The sequence below is a fragment of the uncultured Ruegeria sp. genome, assembly GCF_947489545.1.
In the GTDB taxonomy this organism is placed as follows: domain Bacteria; phylum Pseudomonadota; class Alphaproteobacteria; order Rhodobacterales; family Rhodobacteraceae; genus Ruegeria.
This window is the reverse complement of the sequence record NZ_CANLDZ010000009.1, coordinates 15,976-39,902: the sequence shown is the minus strand read 5'-3', so window position 1 is coordinate 39,902 and position 23,927 is coordinate 15,976. Positions and strand designations below refer to the sequence as shown.

General features: G+C 54.7%; 23 protein-coding genes and 2 tRNA genes. 8 read left to right on the top strand and 17 right to left on the bottom strand.

All coding sequences use genetic code 11. The features are described from left to right. Positions 1-44: 44 nt before the first annotated feature. Positions 45-743: a fumarylacetoacetate hydrolase family protein gene (locus Q1B13_RS13665; RefSeq protein ID WP_299081324.1), complete on the top strand. Its 699-nt coding sequence runs from the start codon at positions 45-47 to the stop codon at positions 741-743. A 3-nt stretch (positions 744-746) separates the two neighbouring features. Here the strand turns inward: Q1B13_RS13665 and Q1B13_RS13660 are convergent, their stop codons facing one another. After that, entirely contained in the window at positions 747-1,961 is a 1,215-nt protein-coding gene (locus Q1B13_RS13660; protein WP_299081409.1) for a crosslink repair DNA glycosylase YcaQ family protein, read from the bottom strand. A 2-nt stretch (positions 1,962-1,963) separates the two neighbouring features. Then, a complete protein-coding gene (locus Q1B13_RS13655) occupies positions 1,964-2,992 on the bottom strand; it encodes a LacI family DNA-binding transcriptional regulator (RefSeq protein WP_298935803.1) in 1,029 nt (342 codons plus the stop codon). Between the two features lie 115 nt (positions 2,993-3,107). Here Q1B13_RS13655 and Q1B13_RS13650 point away from each other — a divergent pair. Next, positions 3,108-3,184 (top strand) — tRNA-Arg (locus Q1B13_RS13650). Between the two features lie 560 nt (positions 3,185-3,744). Here the strand turns inward: Q1B13_RS13650 and Q1B13_RS13645 are convergent. Further along, positions 3,745-4,290: a hypothetical protein gene (locus tag Q1B13_RS13645; RefSeq protein WP_299081327.1), complete on the bottom strand. Its 546-nt coding sequence runs from the start codon at positions 4,288-4,290 to the stop codon at positions 3,745-3,747. A 326-nt stretch (positions 4,291-4,616) separates the two neighbouring features. After that, on the bottom strand, positions 4,617-5,024 hold the full coding sequence (locus Q1B13_RS13640) for a hypothetical protein (RefSeq protein ID WP_299081330.1): 408 nt from the start codon (positions 5,022-5,024) through the stop codon (positions 4,617-4,619). Positions 5,025-5,569: 545 nt separating this feature from the next. Between Q1B13_RS13640 and Q1B13_RS13635 the strand changes: the two genes are divergently transcribed. Next, a complete protein-coding gene (locus Q1B13_RS13635) occupies positions 5,570-6,601 on the top strand; it encodes a Hint domain-containing protein (protein WP_299081333.1) in 1,032 nt (343 codons plus the stop codon). Positions 6,602-6,986: 385 nt separating this feature from the next. Here the strand turns inward: Q1B13_RS13635 and Q1B13_RS13630 are convergent, their stop codons facing one another. From Q1B13_RS13630 to Q1B13_RS13580, 11 genes are all read right to left on the bottom strand, one after another. Next, positions 6,987-7,763 (bottom strand): hypothetical protein, encoded by a 777-nt coding sequence (locus tag Q1B13_RS13630; RefSeq protein WP_299081336.1) that lies wholly within the window; start codon positions 7,761-7,763, stop codon positions 6,987-6,989. 106 nt (positions 7,764-7,869) lie between these two features. Next, the gene (locus Q1B13_RS13625) at positions 7,870-9,072 is read right to left on the bottom strand and encodes a hypothetical protein (protein WP_299081339.1); all 1,203 of its coding nucleotides are present in this window, start codon (positions 9,070-9,072) and stop codon (positions 7,870-7,872) included. Positions 9,073-9,108: 36 nt separating this feature from the next. Next, the gene (locus Q1B13_RS13620; RefSeq protein ID WP_299081342.1) at positions 9,109-9,867 is read right to left on the bottom strand and encodes an FHA domain-containing protein; all 759 of its coding nucleotides are present in this window, start codon (positions 9,865-9,867) and stop codon (positions 9,109-9,111) included. 30 nt (positions 9,868-9,897) lie between these two features. Beyond that, the gene (locus tag Q1B13_RS13615) at positions 9,898-10,311 is read right to left on the bottom strand and encodes a BLUF domain-containing protein (RefSeq protein WP_298935796.1); all 414 of its coding nucleotides are present in this window, start codon (positions 10,309-10,311) and stop codon (positions 9,898-9,900) included. Beyond that, positions 10,308-10,808, bottom strand: a complete 501-nt coding sequence (locus Q1B13_RS13610) for a hypothetical protein (RefSeq protein WP_299081345.1) — start codon at positions 10,806-10,808, stop codon at positions 10,308-10,310. Before Q1B13_RS13610 ends, Q1B13_RS13615 begins: the two co-directional genes overlap by 4 nt. Positions 10,809-10,822: 14 nt before the next feature. After that, a complete protein-coding gene (locus Q1B13_RS13605) occupies positions 10,823-11,572 on the bottom strand; it encodes a hypothetical protein (RefSeq protein ID WP_299081348.1) in 750 nt (249 codons plus the stop codon). Next, positions 11,572-11,784, bottom strand: a complete 213-nt coding sequence (locus Q1B13_RS13600) for a hypothetical protein (RefSeq protein WP_299081351.1) — start codon at positions 11,782-11,784, stop codon at positions 11,572-11,574. The genes Q1B13_RS13605 and Q1B13_RS13600 overlap by 1 nt, the downstream gene beginning before the upstream one ends. Positions 11,785-12,062: 278 nt before the next feature. After that, the gene (locus Q1B13_RS13595; RefSeq protein WP_299081354.1) at positions 12,063-13,652 is read right to left on the bottom strand and encodes a phosphate ABC transporter substrate-binding/OmpA family protein; all 1,590 of its coding nucleotides are present in this window, start codon (positions 13,650-13,652) and stop codon (positions 12,063-12,065) included. Positions 13,653-13,721: 69 nt separating this feature from the next. Beyond that, positions 13,722-14,660 carry a protein phosphatase 2C domain-containing protein gene (locus tag Q1B13_RS13590; RefSeq protein ID WP_299081357.1) on the bottom strand — a complete coding sequence of 313 codons (939 nt, stop codon included), beginning with the start codon at positions 14,658-14,660 and terminating at the stop codon, positions 13,722-13,724. After that, a complete protein-coding gene (locus Q1B13_RS13585; protein ID WP_298935790.1) occupies positions 14,644-15,255 on the bottom strand; it encodes an FHA domain-containing protein in 612 nt (203 codons plus the stop codon). The genes Q1B13_RS13590 and Q1B13_RS13585 overlap by 17 nt, the downstream gene beginning before the upstream one ends. Positions 15,256-15,286: 31 nt before the next feature. Further along, positions 15,287-17,236 carry a serine/threonine protein kinase gene (locus tag Q1B13_RS13580; protein ID WP_299081360.1) on the bottom strand — a complete coding sequence of 650 codons (1,950 nt, stop codon included), beginning with the start codon at positions 17,234-17,236 and terminating at the stop codon, positions 15,287-15,289. A 168-nt stretch (positions 17,237-17,404) separates the two neighbouring features. Between Q1B13_RS13580 and Q1B13_RS13575 the strand changes: the two genes are divergently transcribed. The 4 genes from Q1B13_RS13575 (at position 17,405) to Q1B13_RS13560 (ending at position 21,354) form a co-directional block, all read left to right on the top strand. Continuing rightward, positions 17,405-17,935 (top strand): helix-turn-helix domain-containing protein, encoded by a 531-nt coding sequence (locus Q1B13_RS13575; RefSeq protein ID WP_367180705.1) that lies wholly within the window; start codon positions 17,405-17,407, stop codon positions 17,933-17,935. 8 nt (positions 17,936-17,943) lie between these two features. Continuing rightward, a complete protein-coding gene (locus Q1B13_RS13570) occupies positions 17,944-18,324 on the top strand; it encodes a PAS domain-containing protein (protein ID WP_299081362.1) in 381 nt (126 codons plus the stop codon). A 667-nt stretch (positions 18,325-18,991) separates the two neighbouring features. Beyond that, entirely contained in the window at positions 18,992-19,504 is a 513-nt protein-coding gene (locus tag Q1B13_RS13565) for a FecR domain-containing protein (protein ID WP_298935787.1), read from the top strand. Next, positions 19,498-21,354, top strand: a complete 1,857-nt coding sequence (locus tag Q1B13_RS13560; protein WP_299081368.1) for a CHASE2 domain-containing protein — start codon at positions 19,498-19,500, stop codon at positions 21,352-21,354. Before Q1B13_RS13565 ends, Q1B13_RS13560 begins: the two co-directional genes overlap by 7 nt. A 470-nt stretch (positions 21,355-21,824) precedes the next feature. On the opposite strand, the gene Q1B13_RS13555 is transcribed toward Q1B13_RS13560, so the two are convergent. Further along, a tRNA-Leu gene (locus Q1B13_RS13555) sits at positions 21,825-21,911 on the bottom strand. A gap of 210 nt (positions 21,912-22,121) precedes the next feature. On the opposite strand from Q1B13_RS13555, the gene Q1B13_RS13550 reads away from it, so the two are divergent. Beyond that, positions 22,122-23,105, top strand: a complete 984-nt coding sequence (locus tag Q1B13_RS13550) for a complex I NDUFA9 subunit family protein (protein ID WP_299081371.1) — start codon at positions 22,122-22,124, stop codon at positions 23,103-23,105. Here the strand turns inward: Q1B13_RS13550 and Q1B13_RS13545 are convergent, their stop codons facing one another. Beyond that, complete coding sequence (locus tag Q1B13_RS13545; RefSeq protein ID WP_299081374.1) at positions 23,106-23,909, bottom strand: undecaprenyl-diphosphate phosphatase; 804 nt, start codon at positions 23,907-23,909, stop codon at positions 23,106-23,108. Positions 23,910-23,927 lie beyond the last annotated feature (18 nt).

Genomic DNA, 23,927 nt, shown 5'->3' with positions numbered 1-23,927 from the left:
ATGCGCCTACCACGATGCGTGTTTCGCAATCAAAAGGGATCACTATGCAAGATAACCTGTTCTTTCTGCCAGAACCTATAACCATCCCTGTTGACGGTGAGGCTGGTGCGTATCCGGTTGGGCGGATCTTCTGTGTCGGGCGGAACTACGCAGCTCATGCGGCCGAGATGGGACATGAGGTTGACCGAGAAGCTCCGTTTTATTTTACGAAATCTGCCGCCAATGCGGTTTTGACAGGTAAAACCGTTCCTTTCCCGCCCGGAACCGAAAATTTCCATCATGAGATGGAACTGGCCGTCGCACTCGGCAAGCAGGTGTTTCGCGCCACCAGCACCGAGGCTCTGGATGCGGTCTATGCCTATGGCTGCGCGTTGGATATGACCCGGCGTGACCTGCAAATTCGTGAGCGTAACAAGCAACGACCCTGGGATTTGGGCAAGGACGTCGAAAACAGCGCTGTTTTTGCCCCGTTGACCCGGTCAACCGCCTGGTCGCCGGATGATGACAAGCGCATCCATCTGAGCGTGAATGGAGAAATCCGGCAGGATGCAACCCTGGCCGAGCTGATCTGGAAAATTGACGAAATCATCAGCCATCTTTCAGGCTTCTACCATCTGCGGCCCGGGGATTTGATCCTGACTGGCACGCCGGCTGGCGTCGGTCCAGTGGTGGCTGGGGATGTGATCGAAGGCGGAATTGACGGGTTGGACAGTATCCGGTTGACCCTGTCCGCCGCTGATTAGAGTCTATTTCGGATCTTTTAGCCAATCTTTGGCGAACTCAACCCGATCCAGATTGGCAAAACGTCGAACCCGGTCCAGTTCAGACTGCAGTCTTCGGCTCCGCGCCTCTGACCACCGCACGCGGCGTTCCGGCCAAACAGCCCGTACACGCAGTTCGCCGCAGTCCCGGTGCGCCTTCATGTCGATCCGCCCGATCAGTTTGTCACCTTCCAGCAGCGGGAAAACGTAATAGCCATAAGTCCGTTTGGGCTCGGGGACAAAGACCTCGATCCTGTAGTGGAATCCAAACAGTCGTTCGGCCCGTTTGCGATCACGCAACATTGGATCAAAGGGGCTGAGAACCCTGGTCCGACCAGAAGGCGGTGTCAGCGCGGCCGTCTCGTCAAGCAACCCCGGACGGGCCATGACTTTGCGCAACCGCCCATCCACGCAGGCCATTTCAAGCTCTTCAACGGTGCCATGCTGCAAGGCTGTGGCGCACCACGCCTTGGCTTCGGCGGGGCTGACCGTGTCCCAAAACGCCGCCAGTTCGCCCGATGTAGCGAACCCAAGCCGGTCCAGCGCAGCGTTGCAGAGCCAATCCACCGTCCTGTCAGCGTCGCAGGGCGTGTGACCCGGACAAAGATGCGTCTCGATCACCCGCTCGGTCAGGTCATAGCGCTTCTGAAATCCTTCGCGGCCAATGACCGTCAACGCACCTGAGCGCCACAGGAATTCCAATGCTGTTTTGGACGGGTGCCAGTCCCACCACCCGCCCGACCCTTTCTTTTCATCCTTGCCCACATCCGACGAGGAGACTGGGCCATGATCGCGGATATGTTGCAGCACGGTTTCGAATTGTTGTTCAAACCCGTCGCGTCGCCAGTTTTTCCACCTTGATTTCAACAGATCTGCGTCGCGTTGAAAGCGCAAATGCCAATGCGAATAATAGTCCATCGGAATGACGGCAGCGTCGTGTGTCCAATGTTCAAACAACGCCTTGTCGCGTTCGTACAGGTGTTTGAGGTTCTTGCTGCGATAGCTCGGCCTGCGCGAAAACAGGATCATGTCATGGGCGCGGGCGACGGTGTTGATACTGTCCAATTGAACAAAGCCAAGCCGACGGATCAGCGCAAGAAGGTCTGCGCCTTTGGCGTTCCCCGAAGGCGGTTCAGCCAGCGCATGCCGATCCATAAAAACGGTGCGGGCCGTTTGGTTGTCGATCTGTTGCAGGGCCAATGTCACCAACGCCGTTTTAGCGTTTCACCAAAGCTGATCTTGGGTGTGAGAGTGACACGCGTTTCAATCTCGGAGTCCGGGTCATCCAGCCGCGCCGAGATGATTTCGGCGGCCTTGCGCCCGATCTCCAGACGGCAGGCGTCCATCGTGGCTAGTTTGCGCGGCAGCCCTTGCAGCAGTTCCACATTATTGAACCCGGCCAATCCGATCTGACCGGGAATGTCGATGCCTTGTTCCAGCAGGTACAACAGCCCGCCAGCACCGATCATATCATTGGAGTAATACAGAAAATCCAACTCGGGTGAGCGCTCAAGCATCGTCTGTGTCATCTCGCGGCCCTTGGCCAGCGCAGAGCCGCCAGAGTAAAACTCGCGGTCTTCTATCTCAATTCCATGCTTGCCCAGCACCTCGGTGAACCCTTCGAACCGCTTGCGGGCGCGGTGATCCAGCGGCATCTTGGTGCCCATGAACCCGATATGCTGATACCCGGCCTTCAGGATGGCCTGCGCCATCTCGCGCCCGGCGCGGCGATGCGAAATACCGACCATGGCGTCCACTGGCTTGCCGTCTGTGTCCATGATTTCGACCACAGGAATACCGGCCGAATCCAGCATCGCGCGCGCGGCTTCTGTGTGCTCCAGACCCGCGATGATCACGCCAGAAGGCCGCCACGAGAGCATTTCGTACAGCACTTTTTCTTCTTTTTCGGGCAGGTAGTCGGTGACGCCAACCACCGGCTGTAACTCGGTATCTTCCAGAACCTGATTAACGCCCGTCAGAACCTCGGGAAACACCATGTTTGACAGCGACGGGATGATCACCGCCACAAGATTCACCCGGCTCGAGGCTAGTGCCCCGGCGATCTTGTTTGGCACATATCCCAGCTCTTTTGCGGCGGCCAAAACGCGGGTGCGGGTGGCATCTGATACATCACCCCGATTACGCAGGACCCGGCTGACCGTCATCTCGGAAACTCCGGACGCCTCAGAGACATCGCGGAGGGTAAGCGGGCGTTTTGTTTCAGTGTTCACGGAGGGCACCTGCGTTGTTGTTTTGCCCGATGGTAGCGTGAACAGGGCGATCTGTACAACTGTTGTGCAAAGGCCATGACAACCCCAAAAAACCAAGGTACAGAAGGCGATGCGTGGCCCCGTGGCTCAACTGGATAGAGCAGCCCCCTCCTAAGGGGCAGGTTGCAGGTTCGAATCCTGCCGGGGTCGCCACAAAAGCAAAGAAATACAGATCGTTGTGCTTGTCTTCGCCCTGAATCTTGAGGGAAATCGTAGGATCATGGGTTTGAAACAAATCAAACGATATCTGAGCTAGGGTGATTGAATGGTTCAGCCTTTAGTTTCTTCCAGAGCCGGAAAGAACCCACACGCGCGATAGTAGTGGGGATTGGTATGGCTAAGCCAACGGAAAGCAACGCTCTGGGCCTGGCAAAACCTGACATTTGAGCCAAGCCAACAGCGAAGTTTATGCGAGGTGGGTATCCGTTTTTTTGAGGCGGTCAATGAGGCTGAGCGCAGAGTCTTGCCACGGCTGGTATGATAGGGGTCCTCGGATCGACATCAGTGCCACATATCCAGTCATCGATATTGACGGGGCGCAGAAGCTGCATTGGATCATCTTCGCGGTGTCGCCGGATAAGCGGCTTGCCAGATTTGCCGAAGTAGATACGAAGACCGGTTTCTATATAATTGTCGCCGCCCTCTCTCAGTTTGCCGGACAGATACAGAGATGAAGATGGGCCGTTTTGGGTGTCAAATGCAATTTCTCCTCCTTAGAGAAGCGAACTGTAGTCGTTCTGGAAACCATATCCAAGTTGCAAGTTGGTGTTATCGGTTGGGTAATAAGATGCCAGCGTTCGAAGGAATAAGTCGGAGTCAATTACATCGCCAGCAGTAACGCCTGCTATGGCGTCCAAAGAAAAGCGCCCGCGATAGATAGCCCCCTCGACTCCCCCTTGAAAGATATCAGCGTTCAGCCCGTCTTTTAAGCTTACATAGCTTCCAACGATTCCGATTAGGCCTTTGGACGGATCGCGCCAGAAAGCGTGGAATCCAGCCCCCAACACTCCGACCTCTTCGGAGCCCCCAACGTCGAGATTTGCGGCAATCCCGTCCAGTTGAAGCCCATACTGATGACTCAACGGGACGGTATAAGAACCTGTTGCTGCATAACCGTCATTGTCTCCCAAGACCCCACTTAGTGAGAGCTTACCGTTTGCTCCGTCAACGGCAGGTAAGCTTTCTGCAGAAACGTTTCCGCAAAAGCTGACCGCTGCAATCAAACCCAAAGACAAGAGCTTACGGATCGGTGTTTGCACGGTTTTCCTCTTTAGATGAACGGCTCCCTAAGCAGGGTTTCAGCGGCAGACCAAGCGCGCAATTTAATAGTGTTGTTCCAGGTCGACTATCCCCTGGGTGTGTCTTTCGAGCGACCGCATTAGCACATCCATCAACCCTAAGGCGCAAATTCGGTTCTGGTCAGCGTGAACAACTTCTTTTGCCAGGAAACCGCCACTCGAAAAGAGTATCGCGAGTTAACTGGGACTGTGCGGCGGCAAGTAAATTGCGTGGTGTCCCTCGCTAAAGGCGTCACGCAAGAAGCTAGAGACGCCAACAAGGGCGCGATTTATCCAGAAAGTGCAGATCAGTTCGAAGACACTTTATGATAAACGAGCGGCCTGCGGTCATCCGTTGCCTCGTAGCGGATAATCCCAGTGTTGGCGTCCAGCGTTAGGACTCTGTCCGCAACATCTGCCGGTTCTTCACCGTCGCAAAAAACACGACTGTTTTGACGAAGCATTTTTCCTTCGTCATTCAGTTTCCCTTCAGCCACAATCCAACCGCGCCCGGTCTCACACAACGAAATCACGGATGGGATTATCCGCAGTTCAAAGGTTTCAACACTTGTGAGCGATATTGATAGGTAGTCGATTGAACCGTCGTAAACGTCCAGGCCTTTATACAAACCCGACCAATCATCTTTGTCTGCAAAAGCATGGGACGGTAAGGCAATTGCACCCGCAAGAACCACACTTAGAATTTTATATCTCATGTTGACCTCCAATGTTTGGCTAACTACTCCAAGGCGGACAGTCCTGCGAACCGGGCAAGGAACTCTTCGCTATGCTAATCAGCATACCGTTCAACACGTTCGTCAACGGCTGATCTTGGGCTTATGCCCGACCTCTGCATATCTGCCAAACTTAGGGCCCCAGAGAAAATGGGCGCGCCAACAACCAGCGCGCCCTATCCTTGGGGAGGATAATGATAATCTACGCTTCGAAATACGTTGAAGCGAACTCACTTGAATAACCTTAGTATCGCTGGGTTCGGCAGTCTGGTCAGTGAAGATAATCACACTTCCAAACGTTTTTCTGGGCTGTTGGGTAACCGAACGATTTGCGGACCTTGTTAGGAGCGGTCGCCAGTTGCAGTCTTGTTTATTGAGAGTTGTCGATATTGTGAATAAATACGGACATTTGATCCGTATTCCGCATTGCGCGCTTACCTGACATTGTGAATACTCTAGAATGACGCGTTTCAAGCTTTGGACAGGCGCTGTCTCAGACCTTCGAGGTGCAAGCTTAAAGGGTTTCCATGGTACTACGCAGTTTCTTTGCTCAGGACAGCTCGAGCTTAATCGTTACCGCCAGTTCTAACGGGTCAATCATCGGTAACCCGATAGTCAATAATTCAGATACTCCGGATGGGACCGTCTTCCAGTATTCGGCAGGTACTGGCACGACGGTTACATTGGATGACACATTTGATGTCAATGTTTTCAACGACGATGATCCAGCAAACCACGTTATCACGGATGGGGGCGGCATCGTCGCCAATGGGACGCAGGTTGAGGCAGAGTCTCAAATTATCATCCGAGCGCTTGACAGCGGCGGCAACCCGGTTGGCCCTGAAATCACCGTTTATGTATTTTCTCAAGGTGGCGTGTTCTCGGACGTCTGGGGGTATGCAACTTCCGCGCCACTGCAAAACGGTACGTCATATGTCAAGGTCAGCGGGTCAAACATAGGCACGTCGGCCTATACAAATTTCATGGCCTGCTTTGGCGAGGGAACGTTGATAGAAACTGCGGTCGGTGACGTTCCAGTTCAGAATATTCTTCCTGGTGATGAAGTTTGGACAAAAGACCGTGGGCTACTACCTGTTCGTTGGGTCGGCACCACTGAAGTTCGGGGCTTTGGGACGTTTGCGCCTGTGGTCATAGAAGCCGGTGTGTTGGGCAACACAGGTGAACTTGTCCTGTCTCAACAGCACAGGGTGCTGATTGAATCATCAGGTGTTGAAATGTTGTTTGGCCAATCCGAGGTATTGGTCGCCGCAAAACACCTGTGTGGTCTGCCCGGAGTAAACATTCGGGAAATGGATGCGGTACGGTACACTCATTTTATGTTCGACGGCCACCACATAGTCAGGTCTAACGGAGCCCTGACGGAAAGCTTCTTCTTGGAGAAAAACGCAGTCAAAGCGCTATCGAGCCCACAGCGCCAGGAGATACTTTCACTTTTTCCTTCACTCAATCAAGGAACGAAAGAGTTCGGCAGCACCGTTGCAATGACAATCAATGCGCAAGGAGCGTCGGTTTTGAGGAGCTATATGGCCACCCAATAATTGCCAAATGGCGCCCTTGGGGAGATTGACGAAAACCTGATGCGATCGGAGCTAACCCGACGCAGATGGTCGAGCATCTGTTTGAGCAGAAAGAGCTTTGGGAGGCATGGGAGAATACTTCTGCAATTTGCAACACAACTCCCTGCGGGCGGAGGGATTTGACACTGATATGGCCAGCGCCTCGGAAGTGAAAATTCTCAAACAGATACATCTCCCAGCAGCCAACCAGCCGATGGTAGGCTGTTCAGCAATGCCCTTCACCTGTGTTGTCGCTAACCTGCCCGGCGGATAAGCTATCGTCCACCTGCGTCTCAGGCGTTGCGACGATCGATCAGAGGCTATTGATGCATTGACATTAAACCGAGACAAGGTTGCTCGGCGATCTTCAAATCACATCATCAAACATTGAAATCAAGTCGATCAGGTTGCATACATCAAAGGCTATCAAGACAAGTGAGTGCTTCGATCTAACCAAACCTAAGCAAATTCCGGAATCCAGCGTCTCGCTGAGGATGGTGAGTTTTTCCACTTGAAACTCGCTGTTGGGGTGAGCTTCTGACTGCAGAATTTCCGGCAGTCGATCATTTCGGAACTCTTTAAGTGCGCTCACCAGCTCGTCGGAGCCAAACTCCGCTTCTAATCGTTCCTCTTTGATTTGGAGGAACGCCAACGACACATTTCTCAGTTGGCCGCACAACGTGTTGGGATCAAAACCTCGATCCACTGACGTTTGTTCAAGCGTCTTTCGCAGCATACTCCCAGAGATTCTGCCTGAGACGCCCAACAAATCCGGTCTTGGTAAACCCGGTTTCAGGAACATCCTGGAGCTTGGTGAAGCAGCACTGGCAAAGTGTTTGATCGCAGTGGAAATCGCCAGTACGTCCTCTGGGTCTTCTGTCGCGAGTGGCTTGTCAATCCAGCAGGCAAGCGCCGGATCGTTTGACGCTGAGACCAAGATCAACCGGCGACCGCTAACCTGTAGTTCGAGTGTTTTGTCCTCGATAAGAAATTGCAAGGTTGTTCCCAATACCGCCACATCAATCTGCTGGATTATTGTCGCAAATGGATCCGCCGGATCAAACGTGAGTCGCCCGCTCTCAATCTGGAAAACTGAGTCAGCCAGCTCTGAAAGCTGGGATTGCAATGCGCCCGGCTGGGACATCAGGAAACTCCGGTCATGATTTCTTCGTTAGAATTATATCTATCGACGCCTACTATTCGTGGGCCGCTTGCGTTCAGAGTGCGACGGGTTTTGAATGCCGGATGGTTCATCGGGAATCTACCATAAGGAGCTGTCGTTTTAGCTGGATCGCTGCCAAAACGGCATCGATACCATTCGCCTCATTTGCTTCGATCCGAAACAGTTCAACTAAGTCGCTCAACTCGTGCAACATCGGTATGGCAACCTCTAGTCTGCGATCATCCTGCCAAGCCGCCAGGTCGCCCTCGATTTCCGAGACAACCTGCGCCATTTCCGTCAGCACATCGGAGACATCTATTGATTCACCTTCATGAGCAGGTCGCCCCAGGTGCGAAAGCTTGTCGATGGCAGATTGGATGCAGAGTGAAAAAGGAACGCACAATGCTGTATCTGTGTTTTGATAGTCAGATGCGATGCTATCCAATGAGTCTTCCAAAGACTGGCTCATACGCTGGTCCAGATTGCCAGAGCTGTGATCCGGGATGCTATTCAGAAAGATCTTAGTCTGATCTGCTGCATGCCGGCGGGCCTGGTCTATGTCGCTGCGCAGGATTGACAGCAACTTGTGCCCGCCGGACGCCCTGAACAGTGCCTTGTCTAAACATGCGCCCGCCCGTGCGCGCGCAGCGTCTTCTGTAGACAGTTGGACAACGTCCATGAACACGGACCTATACGCCGATTGTGAATGATCGATGGGTTTGCCATTTCGAAGCAACACCAGCAGCGAGTGGTCCTTTGTTTTGTTGGGCATCCTGTCCCACAGCGCCTGTTCGGCTGCGTCGAAATCATCAGTGAACCAGATTGCGATATCCGTCTGCGGCACCAGCCAGTCCATCGTGGCTTCAAATTCCTCTTTTTGCGGCGGCAGTGTTTTCGCGAGGATTGAAATCTTGGTCAACGCTGGCAATGGCAGCGTCAGATGCGCTGACCGCAGGCCATCGGCTGCAATCTTTGCCAGGTCGAACGGTGGTTTGTGGATGTGTTCGGTTCCAACAGATGTTTCAACTGACATCAGTTTGGTTTCGGAATACGACAGTTGCAGGACATCGCTGAAATCGTTCGGCGGAAGCAAATTCTGACCAAGCAGAAAGTTCAGCAACTGCGCCTTTCTAACCTTTGACGGGCTCAGGATCGAGATCCGGGCAGGGCGGGTTAGCTCTGCCAATAACTCGGTGGCGCGCGCAGTTATTTCGGGGCCGAACTGCCCTTGCGGCAACATTGCCCGAAGCCGCGCCTGCAAATCCAGCGGTGGTCGGGGTACCTGTGTCATCGCCGTGTTTTTCCCCGCAACTGCCGCTGGCAGCTCTCACAGGGTATCAAACACGTCGTCATCGTCATTTTCCCTAGCCCAGTTGAAAGAGTCGCCACACAGCGCTTTGAACAACATCTTGGTCTCACCAATGGATATCTGATCACCGTCATTCAGTTTCTCGTTCGAGATGATCGGCTTGCCTTGCAGGCGTACCAAATTGGTCTTGCCGCCGTGACCTAGCAAAAACATCTGTTGCTCCGGGTCAAAGGCGATAGCCGCATGATTGTCGCGTGAAATCGCCATATCCCCGAAATCAAGGCAAACGGTCTGGTCAGGATTCCGGCCGATATTTGACAGGCCGGAATACAACGTAAAGGCATGGCCGTATCCGGGCCCGTCAATGATGACCAACCAGCCAACGGGCAACGCGGCGTTGTCCGAGGCTGGTTGGTCTTCGGCGCTGAACAGGTCGCGCGTTGAGCTGTCCGATCTGTCGAACCCGACCAGCCTTGTGCGCGTGTCGCGCAGGTTCTGGCTAACCGGGCTGGACGGGTTCAAAAGGGCCTCTGTCATCTGTGTGGCCGGTGTCACGGGGCTATCCGGCTCCTCGCTGATAGCCTGAGGGGTAGTTGAAAAACCGGCTCCGTCGGGCAAACTGTTGGACGAAATCGGATACTGACCCAGGGTCTGGATTGCCTGATCCGCGTCGGCATTATCGTCAACGGGTGTTTCGAACGGTGCGGGTCCCCTGGGCAATTCCTGACTGGAATTGCCCTTTTGACGACGGTTGATCAGATGATCTAACATACTCATTCGCAGCACCTTTCCAGATCAAACCAGTGTTTACACCAGCTCGGTCGAGACATCCTGGAGGAAGTCCAGAAGGCTGTCTGCACTGACCGCTTCCGGGTTCACCGTGTTCGACGGGAAGTACCGAAGGAAGATACCGCGCGTTTCGCCTTCCATGCCTTCGTGATGGCCCATAGACCAGGTTGGGAAGATCCGCTCTCGCACGTCCTGGCACGAGATCAGAATGATGTTCAGGTGACGCTGGTCAGCAGCAATGCGGTGATAGATCGAGCTGACTTCGGCCCGGCCCCCTTCGAGAACCTGAAGGAAGTAGTTGCCGTTGAAGTGCAGCATGCCGGTGACGTTCATCGCCGAGTTGTTGCGCTTACAGATTTCCAGCAATTCGCCCATATTGAGGCTCATGGATGGGTTTCGCTGGCTGTAGTAAATCAGACGTGTGAGGTTCATTTTTCCACTCCGTTAAGAAACAAGTTGTCATGTGACGCAGAAGCATTGGCCGGAACTGGGTCGATGGGCCGCGTCTGGTTTCGGTTTTTCGAGGCTGCTTTGAATGGCACAGTGCCTTGTGCGATCGCGCGTGCAGAGCTGCGGTCGATGGCATCATGGCGACGGCGTTCCGCGCCGGATCCGAACCGACCATTTTCCCGAAGCGCGCCGCGTTTTCTTTGACGTTCACGCTCCATTTCCTGTTGAAGGCGTCTCAGATCGCCGCGGGCCTGATGCATCCTGCGGTTCGCAGTCAAAAGCTCCTGCTGATAGGCTTCTTCAAGCTTAGTGCGGAACTTCAACACGCCTGCCCTACTGGACCGATGCAGCGCGAACAGCAGGATCACAAAGGTGCCCAGCATCAGATAGTCGGGCAAAGGTGCCTCGAACGTCTGGATGTCTGCCAGAACGGCCCTGGCTGGGACTTCCAGGTTGGCAAGTTGTTCAAATATGTCCATGGCGTTTGCCTCCGTTACTGAACGACGAATTCGATTGATTGATCCGACACGCCTGCCAGCTGGACACCACTTTCAGAATACGCGCTGTCCACCACGGCCAGGTGCAAAGTCCACGTCTCCAGGTTCCAACGCACGCGCAGATCAGCGATTCCGGTGCCAGCCAGTTCAAGACTGCCGGCGATCTGAAGACCCGCTTGGCTACAGTCCAACGTGGACTGAACCAATCGAGACACGTCTTGTTGACGGCTGTCCCAGTCGGATGCGGTTTGAGTGACGTAGTGCAACGCGGCGACCCGAGACTGGATCATCTGGATGCAGTAGGGAGCAGCGGGATTGATACTGGCCACCACCTGAACCGGTTCTTCCAAAACCGGTTGAGCAGGCGGCTCTGTCTTTGCAATCACATCTGGCAGCAAATCCATATCGGTGGCGGAGGGGGTGGCCGCCGTTTCAGTCACTGCCTCAGGGTTTAAGGGGGTGTTTTCTACAGTGTTGTGCGGTCGTTGCTTCGGCCTTTTCGGGGTTTCCAAACTGGTGGTAACAGCTTCGCCGTGCAACGCATCAAATGCCGTGCTCAGCGCAGTATTGGCTGGCATGACACCCACTGAAACAATTGCCGCAACAGTCAACAAACCGGTCGCGACGATCATCGAAGGCGCTCGGCCTCTTTTGGCCTCGGCCGTCTCGGCGAGTCGATTGGCACGAGCCAACGGCAACCCGGCACGCTTGCCTGGCGCTCCGTCCATTTGACGCTTCTTAGCCATCACGATTTCCTCTGAAATCTGAATAGAACAGCGCCGTTGTTCGCGGCGAGTTTCTTCACCTCAACATTCACGCCTGCGGCGACTTCGGTTAGCATCTGTTCGTTGTCGATCAGCGAAACAGGGGAATTGTCGTCAGACAAAATCAGGTCCAGCCCAAGTTCGACAACCATCTGCTGCAAAACGCCTTGGAGGCGATGAGAATAAAGGATCATTTTCAGTGTTTCCGGTTGCTTCCTATTTGATACGAATTTGACAGCCGATAGTGTTCAAATTGAGAAAAAGGAAAGGCATCTATCAACTAAAGAGAGGTTTTATTATGTTTTTCTTAATTTTAGAGATGAGTTCAACTTAATTGGCGTATGCGCAAGGCTGGATTTCTGGATCGCAATCTTAAGTCTGCCCGATCCGTGTGATGGAAAAAAACCGGGCCTTGGGCCCGGTTTCGATTAGTCAACGGCGGAGTCTGCCCGAGGGTATTTATCGGAGGCGATTAGCCCTGCACGCTGCTTTCGATCCAGATTTCAACGCGGCGGTTCTTAAGACGCCCTTCGCCAGTCGAATTGCATGCCGCTGGCGCAATCTCACCATATCCGGTTGTGGAAATTTCAATATGAGCCAATTGCCCGACAGCCTCGGCTTTGAGACGATTCATTAACCGCTCGGCCCGGCGCTGCGACAGGCGGCGGTTGCTATCATACGTGCCGATATCATCGCTGAACCCAACCAGTTTGACCTTGGTGCCGCTTGGTTGTTCTTTCAGGAATTCGATCAGCCGGGCCAGTTCGGAAATGCTGCGCTCATCTAAGCGGGACGAACCCGAGCGGAAATGAAACGTGCTGGACAGGCGGTCATGTTTGGAAGCCGTTTCCAGCATTCCGTCGATGATGCTTTTTTCATAGGCCTTGTTCTCGACTGTTTGAGCATAGCTTTTACGCAATCCTGGCATGTGCTGCGGCAGTCGGCCAATGTTCAGGCTCGTGAAACCCGCGACCGATATGGCGTCCTCTGCTTCGCGCGACGTTGCAAAATCCAGCAGACCCTGGGCCAGCTCGTTTTCCATATCGCCGCGGCTATACAGGTAGACCCGACGGACAAACGGATATTCTTCGGTTTTAGTGTAGAATTCATTCGGTACCGTCATCGCACCGCAGGAATCGATAATGTTCAGTGGGTTGGTATCACGCTGGACGCCAAACGGCAGAAAGCTGATCGCGCCTTTGTTTTCGGTTACATACGAGGCTGCTGCGACATCCGATGTGACGGTTTTGACATCAGCAAAAGTGACCCCTGTGTCATCAAACAGCACGGTTTCGAATATCTCGCGCGATGGGGTCATACCAGAGCGTCCGATGGGTTCAATGGGCATATCCGGCCCGTTCAGTTCTTTCCAGTTAGAGATGTTTCCCAGAAATACCTCGCGTAGCTGGTCCATCCCGATTTCCGAAACCGGATTGTCCGGGTGGGTCACGATTGCGATGCTTTCGAGCGCCAACAGATGTTCCTGCTCATCCGACTTCATATTGCCAGCCCCAAGCGCGGCAAGCGCACGCGCTTCATCCGGAAGGATGCGGCGGGAGGACATGCTGATCTCTGCCTCGTTTCGGGCCAGCGCCTCGAATGCTTCTGCTGGTTTGGCGGACGCCATCAGGACCTGCCCAACTTCTTCTCTCAATCCCTGCGCGCCGCCAAGGTCGGCCAGCTTGTCAGGGCTGTTTGGCAGAGGCTGGAATTTGACCTCTCCGCCGGATTGCGATGCATAGCCAGAAAGCAACAGCGGCATGAGTTCGGCACCGATCGAGTCCGAGCCGGTAATCCGCAAGCTGACATCGGATGTATCAGCAGACGGGCACGCCTCGCCCTTGCAGGTAACACGCGATGCACTGACCCGCATTTGGCCAATCACCGTGTCGATCACAAAATGGCCGTCGACGAATTCCACAAATTCTCCGGCCAGCCGAAGCGAGCCGTCGGGCGCGACAAGGTCGACCTGCCCAGACGCGGCCATTGTCGGTACGGCACCGACGCAGGCGATCGCAATGGCACTTGCAAGACTCTTTCTTAGCTTGAGGGTATCCTTCATTGTCAGGTCTCCGTCTTTATTGTTTCGATTGCGCGGGTTGCGCGACGTTTTCTGGTTCTCCGGCGCATGTCAGAGCGACATGGCCTGATTGATGATGTCCGGCGCGTCTTCGATATCTGGAATCAGCGCGGCCAAAAGCGCGTCGTCTTCAGCCGACCGCGGCGCGGCCTTTGCTCTCTGGTTGGTAGATTTCGGTGCGCTTATCGGGACCTGCGCAGGAGTAGTGTCAAACTGAACGACAATAACTGAGACATTGTCCTGTTCGGGCGCGTCTGCTGCCTCAACAGCTGATAGCAGGCGCTGCAAGACTTCGGACGCACCACGTTTGGTTTTTTCGCGGGCCAACCTGTAGATATCTTCATCAGTCAGCGTTTGCAGCCCATCGCTTGCCAAGATAAGCGTATCGTCGTCCTCCAGAGCGATTGGATTGTCCGGGCAATCGATGCGCGGAATTTTCTGCCCCAGCACGGCGGAGGTCAGGCAATTACGGTCTGGATGCGTTGCGGCGATTTCGGCGCTCAGCTGGCCCGAGGCGACCATGGCGTCAATTTGTGGCGCCATCGAGTGATCTTCATTCAAGCGCGTGATTTCGCCCTTGCGGATCAGATAGAGCGGTGAATCCCCGATCGACAGCCAGAACAGCTTTCTGTCAACGACAATCGTGGCAATCAGGGTCGCGCCCATGCCATTACATTCGGTGTTGATATTAATGAAGTCCGACATGGCGTCATTTGCTTCGCCAACCGCATCTCTCAGCAGGGCAGGGATGTTCGCCACGTCCGATTGCAGATCTTTGCGGCGCATCTTCAAGGCTGCAAAGACCTGGCTCACAACAATGGAGCTTGCCATGTCACCCGAGACATGCGCGCCCATACCATCGGCAAGCACGCCAATGCCAAAGCTCTCGCCCTGCGGAAAGTCAGCGACCAGGCAGTCTTCCTGATAGTCGCGCGCGCCCACATCAATGCCGGTTGCCACGTTGAAACAAGGTTTATTGGTCGACCGCATTGCCGTTGTCCTTTTGGTCAGTAGTGTCCCAGCGGAAAGCGGAGTCACACAACGCCTTGAAAACCAGTTTGGTTTCGCCGACCTGAATTTCGGCACCGCTTTCGATTGATACAGTTTCGGTGACGGGCGATCCGTTCAGCCGCACCAAATTGGCCTTGCCACCATGGCCCAGAAAAAACTCATTGGTGCTGGGGTCATAGACAATGGCCGCGTGATTATTGCGCGAGATCGCCCTATCACCGAAATCCAGGCAGACGGATTGATCCTCGCCGCGCCCAATGGTCGACAGGCCCGCCGCCAAAGCGAAGCACTGGCCTTGCCCCGGTTCGGTTGCCACAACCAGCCAACCCACCGGAATGAAACTTGTTTTCGAGCTATCGGCGGTCCGATCCGGCTCTCGCCCTAGGTCGCTGCTGTCAAACCCGATCAGCCGCGTTTTTTCGGCGTTTACCTGAGGGCGCGACACAATCGCGGGCGAGGGCATCGACACCGTCGAAAAGGCAATGGGCGGAACCGAGACCGGCTTGAGGGGCTCGGGCGCTATGGCTTGGCTGGGGTTCCGGCTGCGCGCTCTGGGTCTTTTGAAAAATCGCATGTGGATTACACCGCTGGCTTGCTGCTCGGGGTCATGATGAGGCCCCTGTTTCGATGCTTTCGACCCACATGGTGCCCGCGCGGCTGACCGCAAGCTGCGCCTGGCTTTGGCCGGATGTGATCTTCTCGGCCAGCAATCGCGCCATAGTCGCACCGTCTGAGATTCGCTCGTTCGTGCCAACCATGGCCACAATTGTATCGCCCGCCTTCAGGCCGCTATTGGTGTCCGGTGCCACATCGATGACCGTCGTCAGCCATACCGACCCGTCGAATTGCGTCTGAAAGCGAAACCCGTTCCGGAGATCGGTCATATAGATGATCGGGGCCGTGACCTGAGTGTACATGCGTGTGCCGGCACCCGGGTTTTCGGCGACCACACGAAAGCTGATTTGCTTGCCGTCACTTTGCTTTGCAAGCTGGCGCAGCGTGTCCTCAAGATCATTCACCTGAGCACCATCGACTTCGACAATCCGCTCACCGGATGACAGACGATTTGAAAAACTGTCGTTCACGCTTACGATCACGTTTTCGCTGTTTGAGCGGAAGGGCAGATCAAGCGCCCACGAGGCGACCACTTCGCCATCGACATAAGAGTCGACAAAAGCCTCAAGTGCGGGGGTCGTTACAACATCAAGCCCGGCGGAGGTGTCCACGGTCTCTTCGCTCGCAACCGTTGCAATCTGTGCGGCCAGATCATTGGGCGTATCAGCTGCGGGCACCTCGGATGATTCCGGATCGGCTGTCGAAACTTGCGCCTCTTCCTGCGCAGCGATTGCCGGCGCGGGAGTCTCGGCAGCCGCCACAGTCTCCACTTGCGATGGGCTTGTTTCAAAAATGGCACTGGTCGCCCTGCTGATGCGCGGGTTGTCCAATGTCAGATATGCCACCCCACCAACGATGCAGGCCGCAATTGCAATGGCCGAAACGCGGCCAAGCAGGTTTGACGATTTCGAGGCTACCTTGACCCGCTTGGACGGCCTGGCGGAGATCCGGTGTGAGACGCGTTTGGGCTTGCGGCTGATGGATGGAACCTGCTTGGAAGCACGTTTGGCGCGCGATTTGACCGGCGTTTCCATCATGATCGACCATTCCGCCGCTGACGTGACCCGGTCTTTCGGCAAGATCGCCATAGCCTTGTCAATCGCTGAGCAGAATGCCTCATCATAGTCGGACGTCATCTTCCCAAGTGGGATGTAAGGGTCCGGTTCTTTGGCGACATGAGAGGCGATCCGGAGCTGACTGTCAGGCGGCAACTGGCCGGTGATCGCATGATAGAAGCTGGCAGCAACCGAATACAGATCGCTGCTGGGCCCCTGTTCACTGCCCGCGATATAGAACTCCTGAGGAGAGTAGCCGTCCTTGACGACGCGCAATGCAGACAAGGCCCGCGTGGCCTTGGTGGCCTGCTCGCGCGCTGCGCCGAAATCGATCAGAACCGGCGTCAGTTCATCCGTGATGATAATATTGTCGGGCGAGATATCGCGGTGCAGCATCCCTGCGGAATGCACGAACCCGATGGCATCCAGAACCTTGCGCAGGACGGCCTTGACCTGATCGGGCCGCAGCAGAACCACCTTTTGTTCGATGATAGCCAGCAGGTCATGACCTTTCACAAAGTCGATAGCCATGTAGGCGGTGTTGTTTTCCTCAAAAACCTGGTGAACACCGACGATATAGGGATGTTCAAGCTTGGCCAGCGCGCGGGCCTCTTGCGAGAAAAGTCGGACAATTGATCGCAGCTCGCCCACATGGGATTCGGACCGGGCCTCGATCTGCTGTCCGTTGCGGCGGCAGAAAGACTGGGGAAAGCACTCTTTGATGACGATCTGCCGATCCAGACTGTCTGTCGCCAGATACGTAATCCCAAACCCGCCAGAATTTAAGTAACGTATGATCTTGTATTGGCCCCGCATAAGCGTGGTGCCGGGTTCAAGTTCATCTACATATTTCTGGCTGTCGTGCTGCCGCGCGTCATCAACCATGCCTCACCTCGAAACAAAAAACTCACCATGTTGGAGAGGGTCCCACTCAATTCAGGCGAGAAAGTGGTGGTTAGCAGTCATTATTTAGAAATTTTCTTATATTATGAGGTAATACCAAAAGATGCTTTAAAATAGCGAGAAATCGTCCGCGAAAACGACACTACTTTCATGTTGAGGTCTGAATTTTGCCCAAATGCTGTGGAATATTCTCTTAAAGGTTGTTGGCCATGTTGCATTTTGATGATAGTTCTCCACATTGACGATGTTATGATAAACAGAGACGGGCACATGAACGCTAACGACACCCTGACAATCCCTGGCGCTTTCTCTTCCGAAGATGTCTATGGTCATGTCGGGCAAAGACTGCGCGGTTTGCGAACCGAACAACGCATGACCCAAGCAGAGGTTGCAAGCATTCTGGACATCAGCCCGCAGCAATACCAGAAATACGAAGACGCCCAAAGCAGATGCAGTCTGCCCTATCTTATCGCACTCGCTGATTTTTATGCGGTGCCCATCGAGTCTATGCTGCCTAACTCTCCAAAAAAAAGTGTTAGAGTCGAAAAGCCAGCAGAAATGCCGGTCGAAGCTGATTTGCTGGCGCGTCTCGTAAGCTCCTTTGTGAAGCTTTCGGATGTTGATGAGAAGCTGAGGCTGGTGCAACTTGTGGAAGCTATCGTTTCGGCTGAGCAGAAATAGGAGATGGCGTGACGCAACGCAGTATTGACCAGTTCCTGCAGGAGCGAGGCGAAGAAGACAGCGAAGATTTCAAATCACATTCGGCTGTCGTTTGTCTCGCAGAACCTGGAGTTCCTGTTGTTTTTGTTTCTGACGAGTTCATAACGCACACCGGCTATTCTTCAGAAGAAGTGATCGGTCGGAGTCTTGATTTACTTCAAGGGCCTGAGACCGAGCCTGAAGCGATTGAACAGTTTCGTGAGCTTATCAAGAACTGCCAGAATGGCACTATACGCATAACTAACTACCGCAAGAACGGAGAGCTCTTTGTCCACGAATGCGAATTGCGCCCGATTCGCGATGAGAGTGATGTAGTTACGCATTTCATTGCCATTCAACGTCCAATTTGATGTGCCCGCTCGATCCAGTTACTCGGGCCTAGTGCGACTGTGACGTTCTGCGGATATCCATCGCGGGTTTGATTACCTCCAGGGTCATTTGGAATCTATCGCAAACTTTGGTGCCCAATTGACGAGCATCAGGTATGTGGCGTTTGTTGCCACAGAATAGCTTTCGAACATGTTTCAGCATGCTCTCGTTAAAGGGCGCGCTATCAGAACCGCGGTCGGAGCGACGATCGGGCGCCCGCCTGGGAACAGGCCCAACAAGGCGGTCGTAACAAAGGTCATTTGCCTAAAGGTTGACTTTGGACGTATCTCGACCCAAGTGAGAGCTGATACGTATCTTGCGCCTGTTATGACGTTTGCAAAGCACAACGAGCAGAATTTACTGCATGCTGAGCGAAAGTATACTTTGTCTAAGGTTTGCGAGACGTTTCAGTGTCTGTTTTGAGTATTGGTTTTGATCGGAATAAGCGGTTTTCCAGTGATTCAATAGAAACGAAGATCGTCACTGGTTGACCTCTCGCTTCTTACTGTTCACTCTTCAATCGGTTCCCTCTTTTGCGAGGCAGTAATGAATTTTAAGAGCCTGATTTATACCTTTCTAACTTGTTTCTCTACCTGGTTTGCTTTCCCTGCTGTTGCTCAAACACAGGGAACGTGCGTCGTAACACGCGTGGAGGGGCAGGCGACCGTTTCTGCCCGAGGCGCATCTACCCAGTCTGCGGTCGTCGGTTTGGGTTTAGGGCGGAATGCAAAGCTGCGCACGGAAGTTGCCGCGCGGGTCACCATGACCTGCTCGGCTGGTCTAGAAGTTGTTGTGGGACCAGAGACCGAGATTGATTTGCTTGGTCTGCTTGAGGGTGAAACGCGCCCCTTTGGTCTTCGCTTGATTGACGGTATCGCCGGGTTTCTGTTTTCCTCAGAAGATGGGAACGGTGTGCAGGTGAGAACACCATCAGCTGTTGCCGCTGTCCGTTCCACTGAATGGGCGATGCAGGTCGAGAACCGGGCAAGCGCCATTTTCACACGAGAAGGTACGGTGTTTGTTGTGGTTGATGATGCCGATGCAAAACTGGGACCCGGGGAAGGTATTGATGTGTCGTCCTCTGGTGAAATTGGCTCGGTCACGGATTGGGCGCGGACACGTATTGAGACATTCGACGCACTTCTTGGATCAGAATGGTAGTACGCGACGGGTTTCGACGCGCAAGACGGATTACCGGGGCGATTGTGCTCATTCTGAGTCTGGTGACCGCGATCTGGCATCCCGGAGATCGAAGTGCGTTTTGGCAAGGAGTCGAAGGTCGGCTGCTTGATGCCAGATTCCTTTGGCGTGGCCCTTTGACGCCACCGGAAGGGGTCGCAATTATTGCGTTTGATGATGCGGCAATGTCCCAGCTCGAAACCTTTCCGCCGTCTCGATCCGCTTTGGCAAAGGCGGTGTCTTTTGCAGCCGAGGCAGGCGCAGAAGCAATTGCTTTGGATTTTCTGCTGATTGATCCGCGTGAGGGCGACGTTGGCCTTGCCGAGGCGTTGGCAGGAACCAGTGCTGTTCTTGGTGTGGCTGAAGCACCTGCTGATGCTGGGTTGCAGGATCTCGAGAGTGGTGACTTTTCGGTCGTGATCGCGCCTGAATTGAACAAACCTCTACCGGCATTGGGACCGACTGAGACGCTGCGTGGGAGTGCTTTGATCGGTCATGTGACCCTTCGCCATGACACCGATGGCGCGGCACGCAGACTTGGTGCGGCGCAGTATCTGGCGACCGAAGACGGCAACGCTTGGTATCCTTCGCTCGCCATTGCAGCCGTGAAGGCGTCGGATGATGAGCTGGATTTGCGACTGAGGTCGTCGCTAACAAGCGGGCGTCTTTCAGTTGGGAAAACACTGATCGCTTTGGACGGCCGGGGGGCCATTCCCTTGAACTTCTATGGGCCGGGGGGCACAATTCCAACCTACTCCTTCGCAAGCCTTGGCGATGCGGACCTAACGGGCAAAATCATATTTGTCGGAGCCACCGCAACCGGGTTCGGTGACCGGCACGCCACCTCGTATGATGCTACGTTTCCCGGAGTTGAGTTGCATGCAACCTTGGCTGCAAACGCGATCGAACAACGTTTCCTGAGGCGTGACGCTGTGACGTGGGTATGGGACGTCGCGTTGGCTTTGATGGCATCCACGCTTGGGTTCTTCGCAGCGAGGTTGGACCGACCCTGGCTCGGGGCTTTTGCGACCGCTGCGGCGTTCTGCGTTCTGGCCCTTGTGTTGCAAGCCGCGTTCGTCGCCGGGTGGTGGCTGGATGGGGTCACGGCGCTCCTGTCGCTGCTGCTGGGCGCGAGTGCAGGTATCGGGTTGCGACTTGTGCAACATCGTAGGCGTGCTGCGAATCTCGCGCTGTACCAATCGCCTCTGATTGTTGAGCGGTTGGCAGATGCGACCGACCCCCGCTTTGAAGCTGCAGCACGGCCTGCGGTTGTTTTGTTTGTCGACGTTGCAAATTTCACGGCATATTCCGAAAAGCTTGGCCCCGAAGGCACGGCCGATTTTCTGCGACTTTTTCATGGGATTGTTGAGCAGTCCGTTGAACCGCTGCGCGGAATAATCACGCATTTTGCCGGGGATGGCGCCATGGTTGTTTTTGGCCTGCCAGAGCCAGGTTCGGACGACACAATTCGCGCGTTGCGCTTCATCGAAGCGCTGTATGTGGCGGTTGGTTCAAGTTCAGACTGGCCCGGTCTTGGTCTAAGGGTCGGCGGACATGCTGGCCCGGTCAAGACCAGTATCATTGGCGGCAAGCGTCACAAACAGCTTGCCGTCAGCGGCGACGTCGTGAACACCGCCAGCCGCCTGCAGGACTTCGCCAAATCTCAAAGCGCAGCTATTGCTCTGTCCAGTGCGCTCTTGATGTCGAATCCGGATGCGCATGACCGAGCTTCGAAAATGGGATTGCGGCCAGCCGGCCTACACACGCTTCGTGGTCGGAACGAACCGATTGAAATCTGGATAGGCCCGTCCCCGGTCAATGTCGAGCTTTAGGTGTGAGATCCCCGAACAATACCATCCGGGATGTGACGCAAACTTCTTTTTAGAGCTAACGCAGACACAGCGACACAGGCAATTGAGTGGGTTTGGCCCGGTGCTATGCTTCCTTGGCACGCAAGGATGTACATTTTCTGTCGGTTTTCGATACCGCCGATCCTTGCGCGGTCCTACGCTATTTGGCTTTGATACAAAGGTGGGCTTTCCAATATCACGGAAAGAAACGGGCTTCTGTTCGTTCTTGCTGCGCGTCGGTGGGGTGTATCCTTTAAGCAAGGCGGGATCAGAGCCTGACAAAACCTGAAATTCAATCGGCTTTTTCTTAATGGTGAGAACTGGGCCAGCTTCGGAATCGTGAGGGCACCGAGTAGAACGTCGTCTATCGCCTGAGATTTCAGACGACTAATCAGGGGTTGGTACGGTTGGTTGGAAAAGTACCAGCATAAACAATTGTTTGCGCGGATTTTTGGTGCCCAGGAGAGGACTCGAACCTCCACATCCTTGCGAATACTAGCACCTGAAGCTAGCGCGTCTACCAATTCCGCCACCTGGGCAGGTGTCGTGGAGGGGCGTTTAAGCCTACTAGCGGAAAGCGTCAACCAGATTCGGATGGTTTCTCGAAAGTTTTTTGAATCGCTCAGAAGGCAGGGCGCGTACAGCGGCCGAGGTCGCATTTGCCAGCGTTCGCGCGGCGAATTAGCGCCTTGTTCCAAGGTCGTCTGAGCGTTAGTTCTAAGGCGCAACTACTGAGCAGGAGCTCTCTCATGTCCAAACTGGTCACGATCTATGGCGGATCGGGTTTTGTCGGTCGATACATCGCGCGGCGCATGGCGAATGAGGGATGGCGCGTGCGGGTCGCAGTGCGGCGCCCAAACGAGGCGATGTTTGTCAAACCCTATGGCGTTGTGGGTCAGGTCGAACCGGTCTTGTGTAACATTCGCGATGACGCTTCGGTCGCGCTGGCGATGCGGGGCGCAGATGCGGTTGTGAATTGTGTGGGCGTGCTGAATGAGTTGGGCAAAAACGAGTTTGATGCTGTACAAGCGGACGGCGCCGAACGGATCGCCCGGCTAGCGGCGGCGCAGCGTATTGCTCGCATGGTTCATATCTCGGCTATTGGTGCGGACGCAGAGGCCGCCAGTGAGTACGCGCAAACAAAGGCACATGGTGAGGCCGGAGTGCTGGCGCATATGCCTGACGCGGTGATCCTGCGCCCATCCGTCATTTTCGGGACCGAAGACCAGTTCTTCAATCGGTTTGCTGGTATGACTCGCATGGCACCCGTCTTGCCTCTGGTTGGTGCTGGGACAAAATTCCAGCCGGTCTACGTAGATGACATCGCAAAAGCCGCAGTGAAAGGTGTGCTTGGGCAGGCCGAAGCAGGGGTTTATGAGTTGGGTGGTCCCGAGGTGAAAACTTTCCGGGCGTTGATGCAACAGATGCTTGCCGTGATTCACCGCCACAGGGTCATTATTGGTATGCCATTCTGGATTGCTCGGATCATGGCCGGGATGCTGGATATCCTGAAATTCGTCAGTTTCCAGCTATTTCCCAACCATATCCTGACACGGGATCAGCTAAAGAACCTGCGTCACGACAATGTCGTGTCGGAGGACGCCAAAACCTTTGAGGATCTGGGGATCGAGCCCACAACGCTTGAATCAGTGTTGCCAGAGTATCTGTGGAAATTCCGGCCTTCTGGTCAGTATGATGACATCCAGAATTCGGCGGGAAACCTGCGAACCTGATCAGCTATAGGCGATCACCAATAGAACGATGCCCAGTATGACGCGATAGATGACGTAAGGCGTGAAGCTGACACTGCGCAACAAGCGCATCATCAGGGATAGGGCCAACAGGGCGGATACAAAGGCGAATACGGCAGCGGTTGCACCGTCTTTGGCCAACTGGGCATCTGCCTGACGCGCCACGTCCACAGATAAGAGAACACCCGAAGCTATGATAGTTGGGATAGACATGAGCATGGCAATCCGGGCTCCGTCTTCGCGGGTATACCCCAGATGGCGGGCGCCGGTGATGGTGATGCCAGACCGTGACGTCCCGGGGATCAGTGCCAGAACCTGCCAAAGCCCCATGACGGCAGCATCGCGCAGGCCCCAATCTCTGGCGTCTTTGGTTTGCTTTCCTTTCTGATCCGCCCAATACAGAACAAGGCCAAAGCCCAGCATCGTCCAACCGATGACAGCGACCGAACGCAGGGCCGCGCTAAGGCCCGTCACATGGAGAATCAGGCCGGCAATCACTGTTGGAATTGTGGCGACGATCAAACCAAGGGCCAAGCGCGCTTGTGGCGTATCCGTGCGCCCGGTCAGTGCCCGCGGCAAGCCGATTATGGCTTGTTTAACGTCTGACCAGAAGTACAGCACAACTGCACCCAGGGTGCCGACATGCACTGCCACATCGATGGCCTGGCCCTGATCCGCGAGGCCAGTCAGGCTGGGCAACAGGATAAGATGGCCCGACGAAGATATGGGCAAAAACTCAGTAATTCCCTGAATTATTGCAACGAGAATCAATTGAAAGAGACTCATCTGCCCTGCCGTGCTGCC